This window comes from Lysinibacillus sp. FSL K6-4013, assembly GCF_038630435.1.
Classification (GTDB): Bacteria; Bacillota; Bacilli; order Bacillales_A; family Planococcaceae; genus Lysinibacillus; species Lysinibacillus boronitolerans.
In genome coordinates this window covers 4,437,271-4,463,202 of sequence record NZ_CP152031.1, presented here as the reverse complement: position 1 = coordinate 4,463,202, position 25,932 = coordinate 4,437,271, and the positions used below count along the sequence as shown (strand labels likewise).

Below are 25,932 nucleotides of genomic sequence, written 5' to 3'. Positions count from 1 at the left end.
TAATAAACGAGTGAAAAGCAAGAGGTGAATTTATGGGGTTAAATATAAGAAACTTAAAAAAAGGATTGGAAATAAAAATTAACAAATGTATTGCTCTTTTAGGAGAAGAATACGCATCTTTAAATTACACTATATACTTTTATGAAAACCGAGAAAAACTCCTTAAAGAACAAAAAAATAAGCCTGATATGAAGGCGGAGCAATATACACAGATATTCAATGGTGAAACTGAGACTGCGGGTGTAACTATTGGAGAAATGGGGAGAATAAAAATTTTCCTATTTCTTTTCGGGGATATAAAAAGAGACCCTAATGAAATCATTAGTTTAATCGGTAATTTATATCATGAGATTCGCCATGCTTGGCAAAATGAAAACAAGTTGTTCCAAATTGAAGAAGAAATATCTACAATTGATGGAAATCTCGATTCATATCTTAAACTGCCATCTGAAAAGGATGCATATCGATTCCAGGAAGAACAAATGCAAAAACATGGAGAAAAAATATTAGAGATTTTTGGTTTTAATTTAAAGTTTACATATCAGTTAAAGCCTGAAATAAGAAAGGTTATATATCCATAAAATCAATTTTGAGTAACGGTATCATAATAAATAAAATCATAGTAATTGTTGGTGAATAGAGTGAACCAAAATGAGGTAAAAGAACATATTAGGTTTTATATGGATAACTATAATATTTATCCCCGAACACTTAAGACTGAAAATATTGGGAATAGGGATAAGCAGTTTATAGGGGATAAGAATAAGAGAAAGTGTAGATTTTGCGGAAAAGAAAAAGAAGAAACAACATTTAAAAAGGTAGCCCATGCTATACCTGAATTAGTTGGGAATAAGGTTTTGATTTCATTTGAAGAATGTGATGAATGTAATAAAGTATTCTCTAAACTTGAAAGTGAGTTAGCAAATTATCTCTCATTTGAACGCTCTACCACAGGTATAAGAGGGAAAACTGGGATTCCAACCTATAAGCATAAAAACGGTTTAAGGATAGAGCATGACAAAGAAAAGAGCAATAGGTTCATCATTCAAGATTATATTGACAGCGGAAACATTGTTGATGATGCCACTGATAATTCCTTTACGATAAAGGGAGAGAGATTTCCGTTTATCCCAATGGCTGTTTATAAATGTTTTGTAAAAATGGCCCTTTCGATAATGCCCAAACATTATTTGCCTTATTTCTGGGAGACACTTGATTGGATTAGAGAGGAAGACCATTCACAACATGGAAAAGTGGTTTGTAAAGTTTTTGAACAGTTTATTCCAGGGGGAAAACCATTTGCTGATATAGAAATGGTCTTGGCTATACGTAAATGGGAATCAAGAGAAAAAACGCCATTTGGTATCTTTTTAATTTGCTTCGGAAATTTTTGTTATCAGGTTTATCTACCATTTGCAGGACCAGATACTATCGAAAGTGAGTTAGAAGAATCACAACAGACATTAAAGTATTTGTTGTTACCTTGTAAGTATGCACTGGTCTTGCCAGAAGGTACAATTCATACAATTCCTAAAGATTTTTCATCAAGTGAAAAGACGAAGGGACAAACAATAGATATTACATACTCTTATGATAAAAAAGAGGTTTTAAGAGAATTTAAAAATGAATCATAATAACAAAAACTAATCGTTTTAAGGATTAGCTTTCTTAAAATCTTGTTAAGGAAAATAGGGAGGGTAAGACAAGTGGAAACAAATGAAAAAGAAGAATTGATGCTCTTGAGTCGTGAAGCTGTGTTAAATGAAATAGGAATTAAGAGTGAGGTTGAACTTGCAGAAAACAGCAATTTCTTAAGATTCTTAGGTTTAACTAATAGACTTGATATAAGAGTTTTAGAGAAAATGCTCCCAGCAATTCCTAATGTGACAAATCTACTTAAGCAAAATCAGGATTTTATACTAAATGGTATAAAGGAGCAAAAAGAGGTTTCTGTTAAGGCACTCGAAAGTTTTAATAAAACAAAAGAAATCATTGCTGAAAATTTAAAAAAGGATAATCTCACTCCCGAACAATGGATAGAACTTATAAAATTGCTCGATAAAACAGATGATAGAGTAGAAGATATACAAAAGGAAACGAAAAAGAGTTTTGGTGATTACATTCAAAAGGGGATTAAATATGGCGGATTTGTTGCTCTTGGAATGTTAGCAGTTGTTCTTAAAAGTGGATTAGATAAGAATAAGGAATAAAATAGTGGGATTTTAGCTGAGATAGGAAAATGATTGTTCCTTAAATCCTAAACCCTACATTCTGCCTTTCTATGTTACCGCAAATCATAAACGGTAAATAGCAAAACTAAATGTAAAATGGTCAAACATAAACGGTAAATAGCACGAGTGGAAATTGGAGCAACTCTCCAGTTTTCCTCGTGTTTTTTGTTTCTAAAAAGCCTGGAAAAAGCATGAGAAAGGCAAGAGGAAAGCGAATATAAAAGCGGGGGAAAGGCCTGAAAAACCAACAGTTTTTAAAAAGAAGGCAGGAAGGAAATAGCGAAAAAAGGCAGGAGAAAAAGAAGGGAAATCGTAAGCCCGTAATCAAATAACGCATATAAACACATTGGCATCTCCGATACCATAGACATATCAATTCAAGGAGGTGCCAATTTTATGCCAACCACAAAATTAACGATTGTCCCTGTGACATTAGATCCTATTATTAACAACCTCTCATCTGTAACATCACAACCACAAGCCCATGTTCCAAGCTGCATAATTAAATCAACTGATGTTGAAATTTCCTTCTTCAATGGTGTAGATGAGCACATTATCCAAGTCATCATGAGGGAGTTGAGCAGTCGATGAAACATAATTTTACAAGTGTAAAAAACATATATATCATCTGTGGCAAAACGGATATGCGGAAAGGAATTGATGGTCTAGCAACCCTCATTCAAGATTCATTTGAATTGGATCCGTATAGTGATTCCATCTTTCTGTTTTCAGGATGGAGCAAGGATCGTTATAAATGCCTGTACTTTGATGGCGATGGCTTCGCCATGCTTTATAAACGATTAGATAACGGCAAGCTGCAATGGCCGAAAAATGAAAATGAGGTACGTAACCTTTCGCAACAGGAGCTTCGTTGGCTATTAGAAGGGTTATCAATTCAACAGCCAAAGGCGATTTCAAAATCTGCAAAAGGTGTCTTTTAAATTAATTCATCTAAATGATATAATCATCCATAACTTATATTGAACGAAATGTGGTGAATGATTTGGATAACGCTTCAACAACAGAAAAAGTGATTCGATTACTTGAAGAACAATTAGCCTATATGAAAAAACAAAATGAAGAGCTTTCGATTAAGCTGGATCAATCGTTATCCCAAAATCAGGTGCTAGCTGAACAAATTCGCCAATTAACAAAGGCTTTATACGGTTCTAAATCAGAAAAATCTAAGTATCAAGCGCCCGATGGACAAGGTTCATTATTTGAAGATGATCCGTCTTTTAGCGATTCTGAGCACACAGAAGAACAAAGCACGCCAACTGTTACTTATACAGTTGTTCGGAAACTACATAAGAAAAAACGGAATGATGCTTTTTTAGATGGGATTGAAGTGGAAGAAGTCCACCATCATCCTGACAATACGCAGTGTGACTGTTGCCATGGTGAGATGATTGAAATTGGTACAACAATTGCACGTGAAGAAGCGAAATTCGTTCCAGCTACAATGAAGCGTGTTCAGCATATCGAACATGCTTATGAGTGTAGGCATTGTAAAAAGGATACCTCACAAAAAGCACAAATCAAAAGAGGGAAAGCACCGCAAGCTGTCATTCAGCGAAGCATTGCAGGACCGACTGTTTTAGCAAAGCTTATCTACGATAAGTTTATTCAATATTTACCCCTTTACCGTCAGGTAAAAGAATGGGAAAGATATGGTTTACTTACTAATGATAAGAATTTATCGAATTGGGTCATTCGTGTAGCTAAAGATTGGCTTCTACCGGTTTATGAACAGATGAAAAAGATATTAATAGCAAAATCTGTTCTCCATGTGGACGAAACCTATGCACAAATTATTAAACGATCAGACGGGAAATGCGGTCAATCAAACGCCTATAATTGGGTATTCCGAAGTGTTCCAAGCCAAGGGCCAATCATTATTCTTTTCCAGAGCGCTTTATCTAGAAGTCGTACCGTACTGGAAGAGTTTACGGCTGGCTTTAAAGGAACTCTCATTTGTGATGGTTATTCTGCATACGGTAATCTACCTAATGTCATCTTCGCTAACTGTTGGGCGCACGTTCGACGTTATTGGCTGAAAGCCGATAGTAAAAACGGGCAAATTGGCGTTAATTATTGTGATCAACTCTATCACTTAGAACGCCAATTTAAGCAGCTTTCACCAAGTGAACGCCGAAAAGCAAGGCAAAAATATTCCAAGCCAATTGTAGAGAAATTCTTGAAATGGGTAGATGAATCACCTTTCTTCGGGAAAAGCGCACTCGCAAAAGCAGCGGAATACACTTTAAATCGTGTACATGGGTTAAAGGCGTTTCTGTTTGATGGTCGGATTGAAATTGATAATAATCCAGCTGAAAATGCGATTCGTCCAAATGTAATTGGTCGCAAAAACTGGCTCTTCTCTGTTAGTGAAGCTGGTGCTAAAGCAAATGCCATCTGTTTAAGTTTGGCAGAAACGGCAAAAGTGAACGGTATCGATTTCTATCAGTACCTCGTGAAGCTGATGACCGAGTTGCCGAATTTGCCAATTAATCAACAGCCAGAACTTTTAAATGATTACATGCCTTGGTCGAAAAATATCCAAGCCAATTGTGCAAAATAGCCAGCTATCCGAAAAAAATTTCAGATAGCTGGCCATTCGTCGTGCGTACCGAAAAGGTGCGCTATTTTTTATATTTCGGGCTTACGGGAAATCTATTCTTTAACCTCCTAATTCTTGTCATTCCATTTACCGTTTATGTTTTCCTAAAAATCCTGATTTCTGACAAAAAGCAGGAGCAAGAGAGCGAGGGATATTTACCGTTTATGTTTAACGACAGAAATTGGAAAATCGGAGTGAGGCAGGAGTGGCAAGGGTTTGGAAGAAGGGGGGAGGGAACACTTTAATTTTGCGACTACACGACCTATCATCTACCTGAAATTATTATTGCCGACCGAGGTGAGTTTGAGGGGTATTCAGTAGAAGGACTTCTTAATAATTTAAATATCAAAATTGAAAATACAACAGCGTACCGAGGCGATTTGAAAGGTATTGTAGAGCGTAAATTCCGTACGATTAACGGTAAGGTAAAACAAAAAGCCCCTGGAGCTATTCAAAAGGAATACCGAGAACGTGGAGACCGAGATTATCGTTTAGATGCTACGTTAAATTTAAAAGAGTTCACAGCGTTAATCATTACGTTAGTTTTGCAGCATAACCACAAAATCATTGATAAGTATCCAATGGAAAAAGAAATGATCACGGATAGGGTTGTGCCAACGCCGATTAACTTATGGAACTGGGGCATTCAAAACCGTAAAGGACGCTTACGAACAGTGAACCGAGATATTTTACGCTTAAATGTATTACCACGTGGTAGAGCAACGATTTCACGAGCAGGTATTAAGTTTAAAAATTTATTTTACGGTTCGCAAAGAGCAATTGAAGAACAGTGGTATGCAAAGCTGAAAAATAAAAGCATCGATATTGTTTATGACCCTCGCCACTTAGATAAAATTTATATTCCAAGTGATAATGGCATGGATTACGAAACCTGTATTTTATTAGAGCCGAGTCAGCAATACAAACTTGATTTTTTAGAAGATGTTGTGTTCCAGCTACAATTACGAAATGAACTAGAAGAAGAGGAGCGTGCGAAACAAATACAGCTATCGATTAATGCAGATACGATGATGGATCAAATTATTAAGGCAGCAGAGAAAAAGAAGAAACAGGCACAGCATCAGCTGAAAAGCAAAAAAGAAAAGCTTGATGCTATCCGAGATAATAAGGCGATTGAAAAAGCTGCTAATCGTGAAGGGGAAAAGTTCGATTTATCCCCTACTGTTGCGGAAAATCCTGCAGAAATTATTGATTTAGCATCACGTACAATATTAGAACGACAGCCAGAAAAGAAAGCATCTTCACGTCTAATGGAGAAACTAAAAAGGAAGCGAGATGAACAGTTTGGAAAAGATGAATAATATCGTTTTAAAAGGCGACATGGAAGAAGCAAACTATAAACTACAACATCTGACAGAATACGCTTCTAATCCATTTATCGAAGCGCTACCGCCTATTTTTAGTGAAGATGATGTATTAGAACGATTCATGGTGACACCACGTATTAGCGAGCAAGATAAGCAAAGTGAAACAAATATTCGCTATCATGTCTTAAAGCGAGTAAAAAATTTCATTCAGCCGTTACCTATTCATTTCGAAGTTGAACGGCGCCTATCAACATTAATTCGTAGAGGCTATTTAGCACGCAACCCGTTAGATAAATCATTTCTCGAAAGGATCCGAGCGTTACACCATTTACGTGAAGATGAGGAACAGGCACACAAGTATATTGATGAACGATTAAATCATATCCGTTCAACTGCTGATAGCTTGTCCATTATAGGCATTTCAGGCATCGGGAAAACGACAGCGATTGAACGCTTACTGTTAATGTATCCACAAGTTATTAAGCATCAAGTGTATGAAGATGAGCCGTTCAATAAAACACAAATTGTGTGGCTTAAAATTGATTGCCCGTATGATGGTAGTCTTTCAACGCTCTGTAAACGCTTTTTTAAAGCAATTGATGATTTATTAGGTACACGTTACTTAGAGAAATTTGGTTATTTAAATCGTGTTACATCGACAATGCTTTTGCATATGACCTCATTAGCAAGCATGTATGGTATTGGTGTACTTGTCATTGATGAAATTCAGCACCTACTGCACGCAAAAAATGACCAAGAAGAAATGCTTAATTTCTTTGTTACCCTTTCAAATACAGTCGGGATCCCAACTGTTTTAATTGGCACATCAAAGGCACAACAATTATTTAAAGGTAACTTCCGCCAGGCCAGGCGTGCGGCCAGCGATGGTGCAATTATTTGGGACCGTATGGATGAGCATAGCGAAGAGTGGGAGTTCTTTTTAGAAACACTATGGGAATTACAATGCCTAAAAACACGTATAGAGCTTACAGAAGACGTTAGAAAGACGTTTTACGAGGAATGCCAAGGCATCACATCTGTAGCTGTAAATCTCTTTATACTGGCTCAGGAACGAGCACTATTTGATGAAAATAATGAAAATGAAATTATTACATCAAAAGTGCTGAAGCAGACAGCAAAGAAGGATATGAAAATCATCCAGCCAATGTTAAATGCCATTCGTAATAATGACTTTGCAGCGATGTATAAGTATGAGGATATTATGATTAATTTGGATGAGTTGATGATGAATCATAAGAGGAATGTGCAGTATGAAGGTAAGGTTAAGGCTGCGATGAAGGAACGGCAGAATACGTTAGAGTATAAAAGATTAGATTTAATTGAATCATTAACTCTAGAAATTTCAGCAATAGGAATTTTTGATAATTTAACTATAGAAAAAATACGTAAAACAGTAAATAAGCATGTTTCACAAACCCCTGCTTCAATAGAGGAGAGTAAGATTAAAAGCGAAATTATTGCAGCTTTAATACAAATGAACTCAGAGGTTATAAATAAACCAGCTGTTGTTAGCGTGAATTTATTACCGTTATTAAAACTCAGAGAAAAGTCGTTAAAAGATAAAAATCATGTATATTTTGCCTTGTTGAAAGAGGGCTATATAAAAAATCCTCAAGAAGAATTTTTATATTGACTTTTCAGAAAAATACAATTACATTGTATGTACAAATAAAAAATGTCCCACAAAAATAAAAAGTGGGACAAGGAGGTATTGTACATGAACAATAAAGAAAAAAATATTAAAGTCCGTATTGAAGACAAAGGATATAATTCTTTAGAAAATATAGCCAATAAAACGGAATCAACAAAATCAGCAGTATTACGTAATTCAATTCCTGGAATCGTTACTTCTAAGGAATTTGATAATTTACTAAATATCCATAATTTAATTTATTTGGAGAGAAAAGCTAATGAATGTCTAGATTTTTTTATGAAAAAAAATTATTTACCAGTACAACAAGTAGCAGAACGTTTTCCTGCTTTTGTGATGGATGACATGTTACACATAAAATATCCAACTTATAAAGTATTATTTCCACCATATGTTGAAGAGAAGGAAATAAATAGCGTTTTAGAAAATCTAAAATTAAATGAATCTGATTATGTGAAATATGAAGATATGGTTATTGTATTTAATACAGAAAAACATGACAAAAAAATAGCGTATTTTTTATTAGCTCTTAAGGATGAATTAGAGGCTAATAAACAACTGATACAAAAAATCATAGAAGCATTTGATTTACAGAATTTGAAATGTACTGTTTATCCAGCGTATTATTTAAAGCCGTTCAAATTAAAATTATCCGAGGATAAAACATTAATCGAAGGAATCGCAAAATAAATTAGGAGGTAAATAAAATGAAAAAATATATACGTATTAAACCACCTAAAAAAGTTTTTATGTATGGTAAATGTGCTTTATGTAAGAAGAAGAGGGTTTTAAAATTAAGTCACAGAATACCGAAATCTGTAGGCGCAATTATAAAAAAAGATTCCTTCACAAAGCGTTTTAGAAGTGTTCATGATCCGAATACGCCTCTTCAAGATTTGGACAAAAAATATATGCTATGCGGTGAATGTGAGCAAAGATTTAGTGTTAAAGAAACGCTATTCATTCAAAAAGTTTTAAGACCATTCAGAAATAATAGAAGTACAAATTTTGAATATGATTCATGGTTATATTATTTTATTATTTCTTTAAGTTGGAGAACTATGTATGACGATGTATCAGATAAAGCCAAATTTATAGGAAATGGTTTTTCTGAAAAACAGTATCAAAAATTAGCGAATACAGAATCTTTGATGCGTAAATATTTGTTAGACGAATCGAAATCTATTTTAAATGTAGAAAATCATTTAGTGTTTTTGGAAGAAAAAACAGAAGTAGTTGGGCACGAATGTATCTCTTATTCTGAATTTTGTAATGCTACTTTAGGTTATGTATTCGGAAATAGGAATAAAGGGTCTTTATATGTTTTCCATGTGTTAGCAGGGATTTTAGTTATTACTGTAATACAAAAGGACCCTATTGATAGCTATAAAAATACTTATGTTAAAAGTGGTAAAGGGAAATTTAATAAGTCTCAAAGAGTGCAAAGTGATGTAGTAGATAGCGAGATTATTGATTACTTTTCGCAACAGTTAGCTCAAGCCAGAGAGCAGCTTTCAGAAACTGAAAAACAAAAGTTAATACAGAAAATTGAAAAGGACCCAGAACGCTTTCTACAAAGTTCATCCTCAATAAAATATAGGGAGTGACAAAATGCTACCTTTCTTCACAAACCCATATCCAAATGAATTGTTGTATTCAGCCATTGCTCGTTACCACTTTTATAGTGGGAATCTTGATTGTAAAGATACGTTGGAAGAGTTGTTTGGCAGTCGTTGTGTGATACCGAGTGTGGAGATTGGTAGCTATTTTTCTGTTTTGGCAGAAAAGCTAGGACCGCATTACTCGGTAGAATCGCTTTTATCCAACCATACGATTTATCCGTACTATGCTTCGTTTTTATCGAAAGCACGGCAGCAGGAAGTTTTGCAGGATGTATTACAAGATGGACAGGCATTATATACAAGGCTTGGCATGATTGCAGGAAGTGTTTGTAAAAAGGATGGTTTATATTATTGTGCCGAATGTGCTAAAGCGGATGATGCACAATACGGAGAACCGTACATTCATAGAGAGCATCAGCTTCAAGGAATTAATTATTGTCTACATCATGAAGTGTCTTTGCGTAAATATCCAACTACAACAGATAGTCGGATACAATATGTCAGATTTGAATTAAAACATATGAATTTAACAGCTATTTACGAAACGGATCCATATAAGGATATAGCTGTAACAATAGCAAAGCAGGCATATCAACTGTTGCAATTACCCTTACATGGACTTTCAAGGGAAATCATAAGCTCTAAGTATCGAGCATTATTAAGAGAGCGCAATTTAATAACAGCCTCAAATTGTGTGCGACAAAAGGAGTTATATCAAGCGTTCGAGTCACATTTCCCAAAGGACTTTTTGCAACTGTATGAAAGTGAATTAAACGAGGCATACGAATATAATTGGTTGAAGGTGTTATTGCGTAATTCCAAGCGTCATGTACATCCGCTACGTCATTTATTTCTGCTGGATTTTTTACAACAGGATGTAGAGAGTTTTGGAACTACTTCAGCTGATCAAGGTGCATTTGGTAATGGTCCATTTCCTTGTTTAAATAAGGCTGAATCACATTACAAGCAGTTCATCATTCAAGATGTAGACGTAACAAGGGATTCTAAAACGAAAAATTTAATTGGCACATTTACATGCTCATGTGGGTTTATTTATGCAAGAAAACAATCGACAGACATATTCAAGATAGGTCGAGTAAAAGAGTTTGGTCATGTATGGCATCAAAAATTAATTGAACTTTCATGTGAAAACATAAGTATTAGAGCAATTGCAAGAGAGTTAGGCGTAGATTCTAAAACCGTAAAAAAATATTTAGAACAGCCATCATTCAAACAGGACCAGCAAAAGGTTCCTATGACAGTATCAAACTTAGATTCATATAAAGCTGAATTTATTACGATTGTGCAAAAGCATCCGCAATCAAGTAGAACGCAATTACGTAAAACTTACCAAAAAGAATATATGTATTTATACCGTCACGATAAAGAATGGTTGTTTAATATATTACCAGCCCATCAAAAGCGTTATAACGAGGTTAAAACGGTTGATTGGAATAAAAGAGATAAACAATATTCAAATGTAATTAAAACGCTATATGAGCAATTGTGGACGTCTGAAAGGCCTATTCGAATTACAACATCTCTTTTAGGGAAACGTTTAGGGATATTAGCCAATCTTGAAAGACATTTAGACCAGCTGCCTATTACAAAGCGTTTACTTGAGCAAATTACGGAAAGTGTGGAGCAATTTCAAATTCGCCGATGCTATAAAATCATTGATAATCTGAAGTGCGAATTGAGCGATGTAAAATTATGGCGTGTTCAAAGGCAAGCAGGAATAAAGTCAAAGGGTTTTAAAACAATTCGACCAATACTAGAGGTATATTTACAGGAAGGTGGAATCGATGAATAGCAAAGATATAAAGCTTAAATCTTGGCCGTTTGATAAAGGTGCACGCGTGAAATTGGAATGGATCGGTGCGCCTTTTAGATACGAAAAAAAGGTCGTGCTGCCAGTTTATTTTAGTGGAAAAGTTAATGGGTATTATACAACTGAAAAGTTAATAGTTGATTGGACCGTATTAACTTCTTTGATAATCCAGCATTATTACGTAGATGGAGTTATTACGAAACCCATCTTACCTAATCAAATTGAAGAAATTATAATTATAATAGATCCAAATTACGTTGGCTATTTTGAACAAAACTATTCAATACGTGGAACAAACTATACGGAAACATCGCAAACTTTTGTTATCAAATACAATGGAGAGCGTTTCTACTTACCGTTAATTGAAGTACTGAGAGGAATAGTTGCACCGAATGCATTTCTATTGAATTGCTTATTTGAAATGAACTCTTTCCCGCTATATTTTACAGAGCAATATGAGCCAGATTTATTACGATTACACTTCACATCTTCTTATAATACAAATTATTTAAAGAATGAGTATTTGCATCATTTAGTTTGGTTGTTAATGAATAATAACGTTCGCAAAGTCTATGAGAACATGTCTAGTAACTTTCATTTTAATAACTCTATAAAGTTTGAATGGCCATTTCAAACACCAATTAAACTTAAGCTGCGTGTGAAAAAAACGGCAACAGGATATACAGTTCTAAATATCAAAGTGATGCTAGAAAAAGAACTACAGATTTCTAATTTAGAGATTACTCACCCTAGCCTTGTTCGTCATGAAAAATCGAATGAGCCAAGAAAACGTATAATTCTCCCCCTTTCCAATTCAGGTGATTATGAAGCTGATGCAACAGTTGATGGACGTACAAGTGATTTTGATGAGGTAGTAACAGATACTTTAACTCATGAGTACACAGATGCTCTATTAATTACTAGACAAAGAATGGTCTTAACTAAACAACGTGATGGAATTGATGATAATACAAAAAAGACAGTAAAAGTAGATAATAATAGCCGTTCAATGGGCGATATTGGCGGAACAAGTATATTAAGAGGTTTAGAAGTTAAGTCATTACAAAATACATATGTTAATGGTGAATTAGCGGACTTTAAAGAAGTATTAAATGAGTTATCAAGAGCTTATTTTGTAGAAAGTGTGGAGGCATATGTTGGTAAGTTAACTGACATAGGAGAGCGTTCATTTGCGTTTTTAGATGATGGGATTACTCCTAGAAAATATATAGTGGCATATGTAAAACTAAGGAATGGAAAAGAAGTTGCATTGTTAGAAGTTGAACGCGCTGGGCGTAGTGTCTCTACTTTAATTATTACATCCTTAGATGGTTCAAATATTAAGTTGCATATTGAGCCTTTACTAAAATACATTATATTTAGCTCAGGTAGTTGGTTAAAAGAAGGTTTAGTTAAATGGGAAAAGAGCCTAGCAATTTATAAAGTAAAGCACACGAGTAACTTTAAAAAGTTGGTATTCAATAAAATCTCAGACGTTTAATAAATAATCCTTTTAATACACTTAAACTTTAATTATAATTAAAGAAAATCATTTTTTGTTGTGATTTTATCCATGAAATGCAAAGGGGATTGGTTTATTGATGAAAAAGTTTCGTTTGTCAGAAGAGCTAAATGAAAGCATTGTTGATGGAATTATTGAAGGGTATAAGGATTATTTACGTGTAAGAAAAGAAGCAGCGCGTAACTTAAAAGTTCATGGTGCTTACGCATGGGTAAAAGGAAATCATATTGATCACCACGTGGCAGTTCAATGTGAAAAATTAGGGGTGGAAAGTAAGGTTTCAAAAGCTGGAGTTACGTGGCAGTATTTACAATTTAGTGTTGATGATATCAAAACACTATTTTTGATAAAAAATGCACGTTATTTTGATCCAGAAGCTGTTGATAGAGGTAAGGATACTTATGGACGTTCTAAAAGTAAGAAATCAGCTTATATGGAAGAATTTATAAGTATTAATGAGGATGTAGAGTTTCCTAGTAAGACTAATAAAACTCTAGGTGGTCAATCACGCCAATTAGTATTGTTTGAAGAGCTACCCTTCGATTATTTAACGAATGAAGAAGTGTCAGAAATAGCTAAACAATATGACAGGTTTTATATTGTTACTTATGAAATTGATGAAGAATTTTTAATTAGTACTATTAATTTATGGATGCCTAATCCATTAGATAATAAAGCTTATTTGGTTGAAGACCTATCTGACCATATTAACACTAAAACATCTCATATAATTGAAATGGAAGAACAAACTAAAGCAATATTACAAAACTCAACTGAAATGCCTGATGCAAGTTTATATGATATTGAAATTGTCGAAGATGATATCGATGAAGCAACTGGAGAAAGTTAATATCGAATTAAGAAAGGAGCTACTAATTTGTTTATTGGTAAAAGCTTAACTAATATCCGAATTTTAAATGAGCTAAGCCGTTCACAGTTAGCTGAAGAATTGGGTATTACAGAACAAGCTGTTTGGCAATATGAAAATGGTTATGTGTCTCCTAAATTAGAAGTAGTAAATAAGATGAAAACTTTATTTAAAGTTAAATCAGCTTATTTTTTTAGAGAAGATTTATTAGAGAACGATCAACCAGAGAATATTCGGATCGAAAGAATAGCTTATCGTTCAGAGTCAATCAATACAGCAATGAAGACTCAAAGTGAACTGATGCATGTAAAGTTTTTAGATGCATTTATAAAGAAAATAGGCCGAAAAATAAAATATCCTAAAAATGAAATATTATCATTGCGCAAACAGGTATTAGAGTATTTGAATTCTAATCAGAATGTTGAACGCGAGTTACAAATTCGCTTTATAGCACAATTAGCTAGAAAGCATATTAATTTATCGGATGATAATAATAAAAATTTCTTGTTTCATTTAGAAAAATCAGGTGTATTTATTTTTGAAAAATCAATTGGTGAAACTATTGATGCATATAGTTTATGGACAGAAGATGATATTCCGTACATTGTATTAGGTAATATAAAAAAATCAGCAGCGCGACGGAATTTTGATTTAGCCCATGAATTAGGCCATTTATTATTACATTACAAAACAGAATTTAATATGCTTGATAAGCCATCTTATAAAATAAAAGAGGATGAGGCTCATTTATTTGCTTCAGAGTTTCTAATGCCGATGGAAGCATTTACTGAGGATGTTTCAAAAATCAATAAGGTATCTAATCCTAATGCATATAGAGAATTAAAAGAAAAATGGTTAGTTTCATTACAGGCTATGGCTATGAGAGCTAGAAACTTGGAATTAATTACGCATCAACAATTTCGCTACTTTTTTATGTCCATAAATAAAAATGGATATAGAAAAGAGGAACCGTTAGATGCTATTCTTCCTATTGAGAAGCCAATGAAGGTAAGAAGTATACTTCAGCTAATTTTGGAGAAGAAGATAATCAATTTAGAACAATTAACTGAGGAGTTAAAAGTGGATATAAAATTTATAGCAAGCATTACTGGGATTGAAGAGGGGTTTTTTGTAAAGTATCTTAATGATAACCAGCAAAGCTTTTCAATTAATGATCTAAAAATAATTAAATAATGTAGCATTTAGAAGACTGTTATTCAAATTAAACTGTACCCTTTGTAAAGGACATTTTAAAAAAGGATAGGTAACTTGTTGAAGCTGCTGTCTGTATTTTGCAGGCGGCAGCTTTTTCAAATGCCATTGCCCTCGATAATGGTTGTAATACATCATATAACTCTTAATTTCTCGTTTGACTTCTTCTAATGTTTCACATTTCTCGATAGTTGTTTCATCTTTAAAATGTCCAAAAAATGATTCTTGTGGCGCATTGTCCCAACAGTTTCCACGGCGAGACATGGATTGTCCTAACCCCATTTTCTTCACAAGTTTTTGGAATTGTGGATTGGTATAATGGAATCCTTGATCCGAATGAATAAAGGCATCTTCCGTTAAATGGCGGTGTTTCTTCAATTGATGAAGCGTATTGAGGGCAATATCAATACTTAATGAAGACGACACTTCATACGCTAAAATTTCATTCGTTTCAGCGTCTTTAATCGTTGATAAATAAGCGCGTTTACTGCTTCCATACGTTAAATAGGTGATATCTGTCAGTAACACTTTTCCGGCCATACCCTGTTTAAAGTTGCGTTGTAATTCATTTGGGCACGTACGATGTTCTTTCGTTGCTTTTGCCATACGTCGAGTTGGATTCGCTTTTCGAATCGGGCAGATAATCTGATATTTTTTCATCACACGGCGAATACGTTTCAGATTGTACGTAATTCCATATTGATTTTCTAACGTCATTTTAATTTGACGTGCTCCTTTTTTTCGCCCTCTGAAATGATACGCTTTTAAAATGATTTCCTTTACCACTTCATCTGCTTGTTCTTGCTCCACACGCTTCTGAGCTGATTTTTCTAAAAAATAATTGTAATAGCCAGACCGAGATATACCCATCACATCACATAAATAGCTGACTAAACGCTTTAATTTATACTTTTTCATCGTGTGATGGATGAGTTCAAATTTTAGTGTCGTAGCGATTTTTATTTCTTCTTCAACATCTGCCTTTCGAGTAGATCGAGCTTTTTTAACAATTCATTCTCTGCTTCAAGTAACCGATTTTTCGCCTCTAAACGCTTCAATTTTTCTTCTAATGTCAATTCGCGTTCGGAAGGTCTACCTGAATTTGTTTTACGTGTATCTTGTAAACCTCCGACACCTGCTTTACGATAAGAAGCTCGCCAGCGTTTGCCTGAAGATTCGATTCGTTTTATACCGATTAATTCAACATCTAAACCCGCATTTTCAAAAATTTCTCTTGGGAATTTACCTTTTTCATTTTCCGCAATAAAATGACGTTTAAATTCGTCAGTATATGTGATCGCTTTCTCGCTAACTGCTTGCACATTTGGATTACATTTTAGTTGTTCTTGTTCCATTTTCGTAAAATATCTTTTGGTCATTTCACTCTACCCCAACATCTTTTTTCTCATTATAAACAAAAGTACCCTATAGGATAGACTTTTTTCAAAGTGTCTATCTTATAGGGTACAGTTTAAATTTGAATGCAGTCTTCTTTTTATTTTGAATATGTCTCGAATATTCTATTAGCTAAGTTGAAAATTAATTTTACTTCTATATCAGACTTTAATTTTAGTTGCTCAGCAAACATATGTATAAGTTGCTCAGTCTCGATAGGTAATTGTTTCATAGGAGAATCTAATTCAAAAAGATCTTTTGCGTTAATTTCTAAACCTGCTGTGATTTTTTCTAATGTTTGAAGTGTGATGTTTCTATCTCCACGTTCTACCCCAGCTAAATAAGATGTTTGTAACCCGCACTTTTCAGCTAGCTCTTCTTGCGTCATTTTTTTCTTTTACGAATTTCTTTAATATTTGCCCCTACAATATTAACTAACTGTTCCATACTATCACCTCACTCTAAGACTATGTGAGGTGCAAAAACTCCTGAAGAATCATATAAGTACATTTTAAGAGGCTGGGACAGAACTAGCTTCGAATAAGGAGAAAGGAGAATTTGAGTTCGCTCAAATTCTCCTTTCTCCATTTTTTACTATTTAATTTTATATGTTCTTGTTTGTTGGCCGTGTATTTTCGTAAATTCACGGCCAGTAATGCGAGCCCCATTTCGTTTTCTACCTTCGATTTTCCTCGTACAGAAAATCGAGTGAAACGCAAATTAGCCTTCAAGAATCCAAAAACTGGCTCCACGTCAATTTTGCGTTGACGATAAATGGTACGCGTTTTTTCTTCTGAAAGCTTTGTTCTTATATATTCTTTTTGTTGTTCCCATTTTTCATTCACCATCATTTTTCGATTGGTGCCTTCTTTTGCTTTTGTACATGATGAACGGAATGGACATCCTGAACAGTCCTCGCATTCGTAGATGTTGAACGTATGTTGGAAGCCTGTCCGATCATTCCGTACAGTTTGATTTTTCCATTCGAGACGTTTCTGATTCGGGCATGTATAGGTGTCTGTTTCTTTATCATATGGCCAGTTATCGGTGTTAAATTGGTTTTGTTTGTACTTTTTCTTTTGCTCCTTCTCATACATGGTATAGGGAATCAGTGCTTCTCGTTTTCTGTTCGAAAGGATCTCCTCATAGTTTTGTTCACTACCATAACCTGCATCTGCGACAATGTATTGCGGTAACTCGAAATAATGCTGCTCGATTTCATTTAGAAATGGAATGAACGTACGTGTATCCGTTGGGTTCGGAAAAATGCTGTAGGCAAGCGCATACTGACCTTCTGTTGCGATTTGTACGTTATAGCCTGGTTTTAGTTGTCCATTCTGCATGTAATCGTCTTTCATTCGCATAAACGTCGCATCTTTGTCCGTTTTTGAATAGCTGTTGCGTGTGTCAAAAATCTCAAAATCTTTTTCGTACCTCTGCTTACGAATCAGCCAGTCATGTACTTGTTTTAACAGTTGCTTTGGCGTTTTTCGTTCACTACGCAGCTGTTTCCGCATCCCGACATCATCCGTACTATCGATTTTTTGTGTATAGTCCTCGACCACTTCCTCTAACTTTTCAGCGATTTGCGTGAGTTCTTCCATAGAAAGCTGCTCCTCATCTTCACGTTGCAATGCTGGTATAATTTGTTTTTCAAGTAGCTCATTATACAATTGATTCGATTTTTCAACGAGATTGTGATGATGTTTTTCCACTGCTTTCTTCCAAACGAACGTGAATTTATTGGCATTTGCTTCAATCTTCGTACCATCAATAAAAATGGCCTCTTGATCGATGATTTTTTCTTGGACAAGCTGGACACGGAACTGCACAAAACACTGGCGAATGAGCTCTTTCATATCGGGATGAACACGGAAACGATTGATCGTACGGTAGCTTGGTTCATACCCTTGGGCCAGCCACATCATCCGTATACTGTCTTTGGTTAGGTCTTCTATTTTACGGCCAGAGAAAACCGATTGCGTGTAGCCACATAAAATAATTTTAAGCATCATGCGTGGGTGATAAGATGGGCAACCTGTTTGGCGTTGAAAGGAGTCGAAGGTTCTCTCAGGAATACTTTCGACTAAATGATGGATGGCAAAAGCAATATCATTTTCTTGTAATGGAACTTCTAAATCTAGAGGCAAAACTAATTGATTCATGTTATAATTTTTGAACATAAGGATCCTTCTTTCCTGTAAAATTTTGTGTGGTAACTTTATTTTATCAGAAGTGGTCCTTATTTTTATTCAATAATTATTGAAAGCCGTTGAAATTTTACTCATCGTAAAATTTCAACGGCTTTTTCAGCTCAAAGGTGGGTTTTGTCCCACCCTCATTCAGACTGTAGACAAACTCAATGAAATTTTGAGTTTGCCTACAGTCTTTTTTCTTTTACAATAAAATAAAGTAAAGCCGTTGATTTCCACTACGGGCGGACGCTTTCCGCGGGCGGGGTCGAGCTGCTTCCCTCGCTTCGCTCAGTCCAGGATCTCGACTTTCCTGCTTTTCCCGCAGGAGTCGCCACCCTTCGTTCCAATCAACTTCTACATAAAGAATTCCTAATTCAACTATTGATAAAAAGTACACTTTCGAGGTGATTAACCATGATGACGAAAAATCAAATCAATGAACGTGAACAATTAGAAATGCTAACGATTGATCAATTAGTTCCCCAAGATCATTTAGTACGAAAACTAGAGGCGGCTATTGATTTTTCATTTATCTATCCTTTAGTAGAAAACCTCTACTCTGCTAAAGGACGCCCTAGTATTGATCCTGTTGTTCTCTTTAAAATGACGTTTATTCAGTACGTTTTTGGTATACGGTCCATGCGTCAAACCATCAAAGAAATTGAAACGAATATGGCGTATCGTTGGTTTTTAGGATTTGGCTTCCATACAGAAGTCCCGCATTTCTCTACCTTCGGTAAAAATTATGTCCGTCGCTTTCAAGACACTGATATATTTGAGCAGATATTCTATCGTATATTAAAGGAGATTATGCATCAAGGACTCCTCCATGCAGACCATTTATTTATCGATTCTACGCATGTGAAAGCGAGTGCGAATAAACGAAAGTATGATAAAAAAGTTGTGCGAAAAGAAACACGGGCTTATGAAGAGAAACTTCAATTAGAGTTAAATATGGATCGTGAGGAACACGGAAAAAAGCCCTTTCCCCCGGAGAAGTTTGAAAAGGAAGAATGGAAAGAAATAAAGGAAAGCACGACAGATCCTGAAAGTGGCTATTACGTGAAGGATGAACGTACGAGACAGTTTGCGTATTCTTTTCATGCAGCGACAGATGAAAAGGGCTTTGTCTTGGGTGCCATTGTAACTCCGGGAAATGTGCACGATAGTCATGTATTACAGCCACTTGTGGAAAAAGTCATTGAAAACGTTCAAAAACCATTAGCTGTTGCGGCAGATGCAGCCTATAAAACACCAGCGATTACGAATTTTTTATTAGAGAATCAAATGTTGCCTGTTCTTCCTTATACACGTCCTAAAACGAAAGATGGATTCTTCCGAAAGCATGAGTATATATATGATGAGCACTATAATTGTTATCTTTGTCCACAAGGACAGATATTGAAGTATACGACAACGACTAAAGAAGGGTATCGTCAATATAAATCGAATCCTTTGATTTGTGCGAAGTGTCCGAGCCTATCCCAATGTACAGAAAGTAAGCAACATCAAAAACTCATTCAACGTCATATTTGGGAATCGTATGTAGAGGAAGCAGAACATTTACGCCATTCCAATGACATCAAACAAATCTATGCAAAGCGCAAAGAAACGATTGAGCGTATCTTTGCAGATGCAAAAGAAAAGCATGGTATGCGATGGACAACCTTAAGAGGTCTAAAAAAATTGTCCATGCAGGCGATGCTTACTTTTGCTGCCATGAATTTAAAGAAACTGGCTACTTGGACGTGGCAAGTAGCTTAAGAGAGCAACTATGCTCGAAGAATATGCTAGATTTGGTTGTATAGGACCAAATCTAAAAAAGAAATAGGAAGAAAAATGACAAAAGCCATCGAGAGTGAACCTGATCTGACCCAAAAAAGTTAGACATATTTAGTTAAGCAACTTCTAAGACCTGAATTCGGTATTCCACCGGACTTAGGTCTTTTAATTTTGCCTTCATTCGTTTGTGATTGTAATAGTAAATATAGTCATGGAGTTCCTGTTCAAAATGTGCCATGGACTCAAATTCTTGTAGATACAGGAGTTCAGATTTTAATAAGCCAAAGAAATTTTCAATAACTGCGTTATCCAAACAATTGCCCTTACGGGACATACTCTGCGTAATCCCGTGTTGTTTTAATGTTTGTTGATACTTTTTCATTTGATAATGCCAACCTTGATCTGAATGAAGAATGACTTGATCACCTGATTCGAGGCGCTCCAATGCTTGTTCTAACATATTATGGACTAGTTTATACACTGGACGCTTCATTACCGTGTATGCAATGATTTCGCCATTACATAGATCAAGGACGGGTGATAAATAGCGTTTCTCACCAAATAGATGGAACTCTGTCACGTCTGTTACCCATTTCTCGTTCATTTTTTCCGCTGTAAAATCGCGTTGTAATATGTTTGGGGCAATTTTTCCGACGTTACCTTTATACGAACGATATTTCTTCATGCGGACTTCACACTTTATGCCAATGGCATTCATCAAGCAGTTAATCGTTTTTGGATCGTGATGAATACCAAATTTTTTTAATTCTTTGGTGATCCGACGATAACCATAACGTCCCTTATGTTCATGATAAATGGACTGAATTGCGACTTTCACATCAGCGTATTTATCATGACGATTCAAACGCTTTTCCCAGTAATAATACGTACTACGTGGAATATCAGCGACTTTGATTAATTCCACTACTTCATAGATTTCCTTCAGTTCATAAATTACTTGCGCTTTGATTTGATTGGTAATTTTTCTTGCATTTGAACTAAAGTATTCAACTTTTTTAAGTACGCATTCTCCATTTCTAATTGTTTAATTCGTGCTTCTAACGCCTCAACAGATCCTTCAGCTGGTGTTGATTTCGTTGTTCTTTTTGTCTCTTTTTTCATAGATGGATGCCCCTTTTTCTTAGAAACAAGGGCATCATAACCACCAACTTCAAACTTCAACTTCCAATTCCGAATCATGCCAGGAGATGAAATATTGAATAGTGCAGCTGTGTCTCTCGAAGATGTACCTGTCTCGTTCATATAATTAAGTACATTCATTTTATAGTCAGCTGAATAGTTTGTATAGGACTTTAAGAAAGTCTCTACGCCATTTTTTTGATAACGGCGAACCCATTCACTGACGATCTGAGCTGTCACACCGATATCTTTCGCAATTTCGATCAAAGTTTCATTTCCATTTAAATATCGTTGAACTGCTTGAATACGTTGTTCAGCACTTACTTTTGCCATAAAAAAACCCCCGTAAAAGTTAGATTGGTGTCTAACTTTTACGGGGCAGTTCAACCTCTCGATGGCTTTTGTCTACAGTCTGGAAGGAGCATAAGAATGCTCCTTTTTTATCTATTCATTGTTAAGCCATATATATTAAAAATATCTCGCTTGCAAAAACCTTCAATAACAATATATGTAATCAGAAGGTATAATTAGTATAAAATATTAAAGTGGGCTATTTGTTAAGGGGGAAAACTAAATGATTAATCTTGACTTTACAAAACAAAATTTCACGAAGTTTTACAGGAAAATTTTCTGTACAGAATGCAGTGAATTTTCAATTCGTATGCTTGAAGGGGATATAGTAGAGTGCTTTAATGGTTGTGAGGTACACCTAGAAAAAGTGGAAGAAGATAATTTTAATGGTTTTTTTAATAGAGATGAGATTGAAGAATTGTTTTACTTTAACGAAAAGATTCAACTAGAAAACTTCCTGAAATTTTCAAAACCTATTTCGTTTGGAAATATTAGAAAAGAAGAAGGGGATAGACTAAATTATCTTTTTGAAAAGAAAAAATATACAGAGATTGATATAGATGATGTTGTTGTAAACTATATGATTAATGAAGGAATAACTGTAATTCCAGAAAAGCCAACTAACTTTGGTTACATAATAAATTTAATAGAAGATATTCATTATTTTTTGTTAAGAGCATGTCAAGATTTGTCTCTTTTTGATATTACACTTGAAGTAAATAAAACTAAAGAGAATCAGCCTTTTTACTCAGCAAGATTTTTCTTTTATAACGCTATCGAAGCTATATGGTATGCGTTTGAAAGAATAGTAGTGTATCTAGGTTTAAAGTATGGATTCAAATTTAAAAATAAATTAGAGGCAAATGGTACCTTTAAAATAACAGACTTTCTTTCTAAGGAATTAGATGAAAAAACTACACCAATTTATAAAGAACTATTTATTTATAATCAAAAAAGTGCTAAGTTTATCAGTTCTATAAGAATAGATAATACTCATAATTCTTCTATTCATATTCAAGAAATAAATAAAATAGCATCGAATAAGAATGCTAAAAAAATGTTTGAGGAAAAAAACGCTAACTATTTTGATGGTGTACACTTAAAACCGAAAGTAAATAAAACTATCTCGGCTGTAGAGCAATTATACTCAGTGTTCTTAGAAATAGTTAAGGATGTAAAGTTAAACTGTAATCAGTTTGATAATTTACAAATACCAATGAAAGATGAATACGAAAAGTACACTTTATATGAGATACAGATTAATGAGACTTTTAACATTAAAGGGATTGATTTTAGGAAAAATGCAGCTTTCAATATGTTAATTCAACTTCCCAAAGGAGATAAAAAGTATAATTTAGAACTTCAACTCTTATGGGATATTTTCTTTAGACTTGAAGAAATACAAAAATGTATAGTTGATGTTTATAGATTAGAAGAAAATACTTTTGAAGGCTATTGGAATCATACTATAGGAATGGATATCTCAAGTTTTATTGATAAGAGAATGTTTATATACGCGAGTATGTCTAGAATTTATTCTGCATATGATAAATTTTCACAGTATTATGCTTCCGCGAGGGGTCTAGAAAATATAAAATATTTTAAAAATTTAAAATCCGTTACCCCTAACAATAATGATGAAGTATTAAATACTTTAAAACGAATTTTAAATAGTGACGAATATCTGGGATTGTCTAAATTTAGAAACAGGATAGCACATAATTTGAGTGCAGGTATACTATATGGTGATAGAGGTTTAAAAAGTGAGAATGCCCTAATTTATTATTGTATTGTTAAATTAGTTAATGACTGTTTCGACTTACTATTCGAAGAAGCAAAACAAAAACTAGAATAGTACTTATTTCAAACCCACAGGTTACTAAATTTTTGAATAAGTAACCTGAGGTTTTTGTTTTAAGATAAGTTTAATAAAAACTTTTGTACTTTAACTGTGGGAGAAATTTAAATGGATTATACTGATGTATACAACTTTATTGCTTCTGTAGGAGGAGTAACTAATATAGATAAACCCTATATACTATATTACGACGAAACAAATAATCCTCGTACTTTTAAAATCACCGATAAAGGCTTTAATGTTAAGGAACATGAATTTTTTGTTCTTGGAGGAATTGGTTTTGAAGGGGATAATTTTGCATCATCAGAAGATATAGATGAATTATTTGATGCACTTTTATTACAGAACAATGTTAAAGAAATTAAATTTAAGCATATACGTCAAAATGCACCAGATCTTTTAACGTTGATATCAAAACCAAGGGTAGCTGCTCTTATTGAGTGGCTTTATGACAAAAAATACATAATCCATTATTCATACATTGATAATTTCTATTACACAATAGTTGATATAGTAGATTCAATGGAAGAATCATGGTTTGGGGGACCAGAATTAAATCGAGAACTAAAAAATAGTCTTTTTTTATTGATTAAGGAAAATCAAGATTGGTTTTTAAGCTTACTAATTGAAATGGATTATCCTAATATTAAGAATCATAATGAATTTGTTGAAAAACTTGTTGATTGGATATGGTCAATTAATATTAATAATAATTTTTATCTAGAATATTTACGGCAATCACTTAAAAGCTACAGAGAGAAGCAATTGATATTTTTACAAAATAATGAAGATAGAGTTGCAATAGGAGATTATTCAACTTTTTATTCTCATGTAATAATTATTTACCCTAAAGCAAAGCATATTTTTGATCACGAATTGTTGATTGAAGAAATTTTGAATGCTAATCCGATTGAATTATCAGGACATGAAAGCATAGATTATAAATTCGTTGATTCAAAAGATGAACGTTTAGTGCAAATTTCAGATTTGATTATAGGGGTTTTACGATATTGGATGGCTTTCTTGGAATCAAGAAGTATACAAAATATTGAGGAAATATTTAATACGGTTTCAGAGACTCAAAAATTCACTCTGAAAAAATTCCAAGAAATTTTGCTGTACTCCTTAAGTGTAAGTACGGGATTCAAACATGGTGTTAGCAGCAATGATTTTGAATTAAAAATCAATTTCTTTTTAGAATATAATTTTTAAAAAACATAATTTGTAAGTTCCATTGTAATTTTATTATAGATTTTTAATTAGGATGGTGATATAAGTGGATTTGTTTATTATTGGGAATGGTTTTGATTTAGGTCACGGTTTACCTACGAGGTATTGGAATTTTCGTTGCTATTTAGAAGAACATCGAGGAGACTTCTTGAGGGATTTTGAAGAGAAATATTATTTATGGGGAGAAGAATTACAAAATTATCTGTGGTGCGATTTGGAATTTAATTTAGCTAATATTGATGAAGATGTACTGGTTGAAAAAATGTTTCAAAGTACGGATTTGGGGTTAGAAAGTGGTAATATTGGTATAGAAGATACTTTGAATGATTACTTTGCAGACGAATTTAAGTATATTGAAGAATTAACTGTCTATTTGAAAGAATGGATTGAAGTAGTAAATCATGAGTTGAATAGAATGAACAGAAGAACATCTTTAATCAATGAAAGCCATCAAGATATATTTATAAACTTTAATTACACCACTACTTTAGAGGAGATTTACAATATTCCAAGAAGAAACGTTTTACATATACACGGTGTAGTAGATTTAAATGAGGAATTGGTGTTGGGGCATTCAAATTTATCTAGAATAAATTACTTTAATGAAAAATATATTGACTATCAAAATAGGTTTGATGAGCAAAATACACCAATATATAATGTTTTAACTGATTATTGTTCTAAAACATATAAAGATGTAAATAATTATATACATAAATTATTTTCATTGAATTTTGAGGCTATTGAAAGAGTAATTATAATTGGGCATTCTTTAGGTGATGTAGATTTGCCATATTTTGAAGAAGTAAAGGCACATGTTAGTAGAGATACACAATGGCATGTATATTATTATGATGAGAATCATATTGAGACGTTTAGAAATAAATTAACTCAAATCGGCATAATTGAACAATATATAGATTTTATTCACTGTGATAGATTTTATGATTTACCTTTAGTAGAGCAAACCGTAGAAAATTAAAACTATGTAATTTCTTGATATATTTTTGATCAATCTTTTTTATAAAAACCTCAACATTACTATAATTAAACCCACACATTTTAATCAATCTTT

20 protein-coding genes and 2 pseudogenes are annotated in these 25,932 nt (G+C 33.9%); 18 read left to right on the top strand and 4 right to left on the bottom strand.

Going from position 1 to position 25,932, the window contains the following annotated elements; translation table 11 throughout:
* Positions 1–32 precede the first annotated feature (32 nt).
* From MHB39_RS22110 to MHB39_RS22045, 14 genes and pseudogenes are all read left to right on the top strand, one after another.
* Entirely contained in the window at positions 33–581 is a 549-nt protein-coding gene (locus MHB39_RS22110) for a hypothetical protein (protein WP_342545388.1), read from the top strand.
* A 60-nt stretch (positions 582–641) separates the two neighbouring features.
* Positions 642–1,634, top strand: a complete 993-nt coding sequence (locus MHB39_RS22105) for an HNH endonuclease (protein WP_342545386.1) — start codon at positions 642–644, stop codon at positions 1,632–1,634.
* A gap of 72 nt (positions 1,635–1,706) precedes the next feature.
* Positions 1,707–2,210, top strand: a complete 504-nt coding sequence (locus tag MHB39_RS22100; protein ID WP_342545385.1) for a hypothetical protein — start codon at positions 1,707–1,709, stop codon at positions 2,208–2,210.
* A 417-nt stretch (positions 2,211–2,627) separates the two neighbouring features.
* A complete protein-coding gene (locus MHB39_RS22095) occupies positions 2,628–2,822 on the top strand; it encodes a hypothetical protein (protein ID WP_307476185.1) in 195 nt (64 codons plus the stop codon).
* Positions 2,819–3,172, top strand: a complete 354-nt coding sequence (tnpB, locus tag MHB39_RS22090) for an IS66 family insertion sequence element accessory protein TnpB (RefSeq protein ID WP_307476187.1) — start codon at positions 2,819–2,821, stop codon at positions 3,170–3,172. The genes MHB39_RS22095 and tnpB overlap by 4 nt, the downstream gene beginning before the upstream one ends.
* Before the next feature lie 53 nt (positions 3,173–3,225).
* Positions 3,226–4,812 carry an IS66 family transposase gene (locus tag MHB39_RS22085; RefSeq protein ID WP_307476189.1) on the top strand — a complete coding sequence of 529 codons (1,587 nt, stop codon included), beginning with the start codon at positions 3,226–3,228 and terminating at the stop codon, positions 4,810–4,812.
* 299 nt (positions 4,813–5,111) lie between these two features.
* A pseudogene (locus MHB39_RS22080) lies at positions 5,112–6,173 on the top strand (Mu transposase C-terminal domain-containing protein); the annotation flags it as partial.
* The gene (locus tag MHB39_RS22075) at positions 6,148–7,833 is read left to right on the top strand and encodes an ATP-binding protein (RefSeq protein WP_342545384.1); all 1,686 of its coding nucleotides are present in this window, start codon (positions 6,148–6,150) and stop codon (positions 7,831–7,833) included. The pseudogene MHB39_RS22080 and the gene MHB39_RS22075, both read left to right, overlap by 26 nt.
* 84 nt (positions 7,834–7,917) lie before the next feature.
* On the top strand, positions 7,918–8,541 hold the full coding sequence (locus tag MHB39_RS22070) for a hypothetical protein (RefSeq protein WP_342545383.1): 624 nt from the start codon (positions 7,918–7,920) through the stop codon (positions 8,539–8,541).
* A gap of 17 nt (positions 8,542–8,558) precedes the next feature.
* Positions 8,559–9,458, top strand: coding sequence for a hypothetical protein (locus MHB39_RS22065; protein WP_342545382.1), 900 nt, complete (start codon positions 8,559–8,561; stop codon positions 9,456–9,458).
* A gap of 4 nt (positions 9,459–9,462) precedes the next feature.
* The gene (locus tag MHB39_RS22060; protein ID WP_342545381.1) at positions 9,463–11,286 is read left to right on the top strand and encodes a TnsD family transposase; all 1,824 of its coding nucleotides are present in this window, start codon (positions 9,463–9,465) and stop codon (positions 11,284–11,286) included.
* The gene (locus tag MHB39_RS22055; protein WP_342545380.1) at positions 11,279–12,805 is read left to right on the top strand and encodes a Tn7-like element transposition protein TnsE; all 1,527 of its coding nucleotides are present in this window, start codon (positions 11,279–11,281) and stop codon (positions 12,803–12,805) included. The genes MHB39_RS22060 and MHB39_RS22055 overlap by 8 nt, the downstream gene beginning before the upstream one ends.
* Positions 12,806–12,905: 100 nt before the next feature.
* Positions 12,906–13,676, top strand: coding sequence for a hypothetical protein (locus MHB39_RS22050; protein ID WP_342545379.1), 771 nt, complete (start codon positions 12,906–12,908; stop codon positions 13,674–13,676).
* Between the two features lie 27 nt (positions 13,677–13,703).
* Complete coding sequence (locus MHB39_RS22045) at positions 13,704–14,888, top strand: XRE family transcriptional regulator (RefSeq protein ID WP_342545378.1); 1,185 nt, start codon at positions 13,704–13,706, stop codon at positions 14,886–14,888.
* A gap of 90 nt (positions 14,889–14,978) precedes the next feature.
* On the opposite strand, the pseudogene MHB39_RS22040 reads toward MHB39_RS22045, so the two are convergent.
* The 3 genes and pseudogenes from MHB39_RS22040 to MHB39_RS22030 all read right to left on the bottom strand — a co-directional run.
* Positions 14,979–16,285 (bottom strand): annotated as a pseudogene (locus MHB39_RS22040) (IS3 family transposase); the annotation flags it as partial.
* Positions 16,286–16,401: 116 nt separating this feature from the next.
* Positions 16,402–16,689, bottom strand: coding sequence for a helix-turn-helix transcriptional regulator (locus MHB39_RS22035; protein WP_342545377.1), 288 nt, complete (start codon positions 16,687–16,689; stop codon positions 16,402–16,404).
* 142 nt (positions 16,690–16,831) lie between these two features.
* Positions 16,832–18,484: an IS1182 family transposase gene (locus tag MHB39_RS22030; protein WP_339280866.1), complete on the bottom strand. Its 1,653-nt coding sequence runs from the start codon at positions 18,482–18,484 to the stop codon at positions 16,832–16,834.
* A 426-nt stretch (positions 18,485–18,910) separates the two neighbouring features.
* Here MHB39_RS22030 and MHB39_RS22025 point away from each other — a divergent pair, with 426 nt between their 5' ends.
* The gene (locus MHB39_RS22025) at positions 18,911–20,260 is read left to right on the top strand and encodes an IS1182 family transposase (protein WP_342545376.1); all 1,350 of its coding nucleotides are present in this window, start codon (positions 18,911–18,913) and stop codon (positions 20,258–20,260) included.
* A 133-nt stretch (positions 20,261–20,393) separates the two neighbouring features.
* On the opposite strand, the gene MHB39_RS22020 is transcribed toward MHB39_RS22025, so the two are convergent.
* A protein-coding gene (locus MHB39_RS22020; RefSeq protein WP_342545375.1) for an IS3 family transposase occupies positions 20,394–21,751 on the bottom strand; the annotation gives its coding sequence in 2 pieces (ribosomal slippage) (positions 20,394–21,298 and positions 21,298–21,751; 1,359 coding nt in all).
* 241 nt (positions 21,752–21,992) lie between these two features.
* Here MHB39_RS22020 and MHB39_RS22015 point away from each other — a divergent pair.
* The 3 genes from MHB39_RS22015 to MHB39_RS22005 all read left to right on the top strand — a co-directional run bounded on the left by MHB39_RS22015 (position 21,993) and on the right by MHB39_RS22005 (position 25,839).
* Complete coding sequence (locus tag MHB39_RS22015) at positions 21,993–23,624, top strand: hypothetical protein (RefSeq protein ID WP_342545374.1); 1,632 nt, start codon at positions 21,993–21,995, stop codon at positions 23,622–23,624.
* Positions 23,625–23,735: 111 nt separating this feature from the next.
* Positions 23,736–24,839, top strand: coding sequence for a DUF3800 domain-containing protein (locus MHB39_RS22010; RefSeq protein WP_342545373.1), 1,104 nt, complete (start codon positions 23,736–23,738; stop codon positions 24,837–24,839).
* Positions 24,840–24,903: 64 nt separating this feature from the next.
* The gene (locus MHB39_RS22005; protein WP_342545372.1) at positions 24,904–25,839 is read left to right on the top strand and encodes a bacteriophage abortive infection AbiH family protein; all 936 of its coding nucleotides are present in this window, start codon (positions 24,904–24,906) and stop codon (positions 25,837–25,839) included.
* The last annotated feature ends 93 nt before the right edge of the window (positions 25,840–25,932 follow it).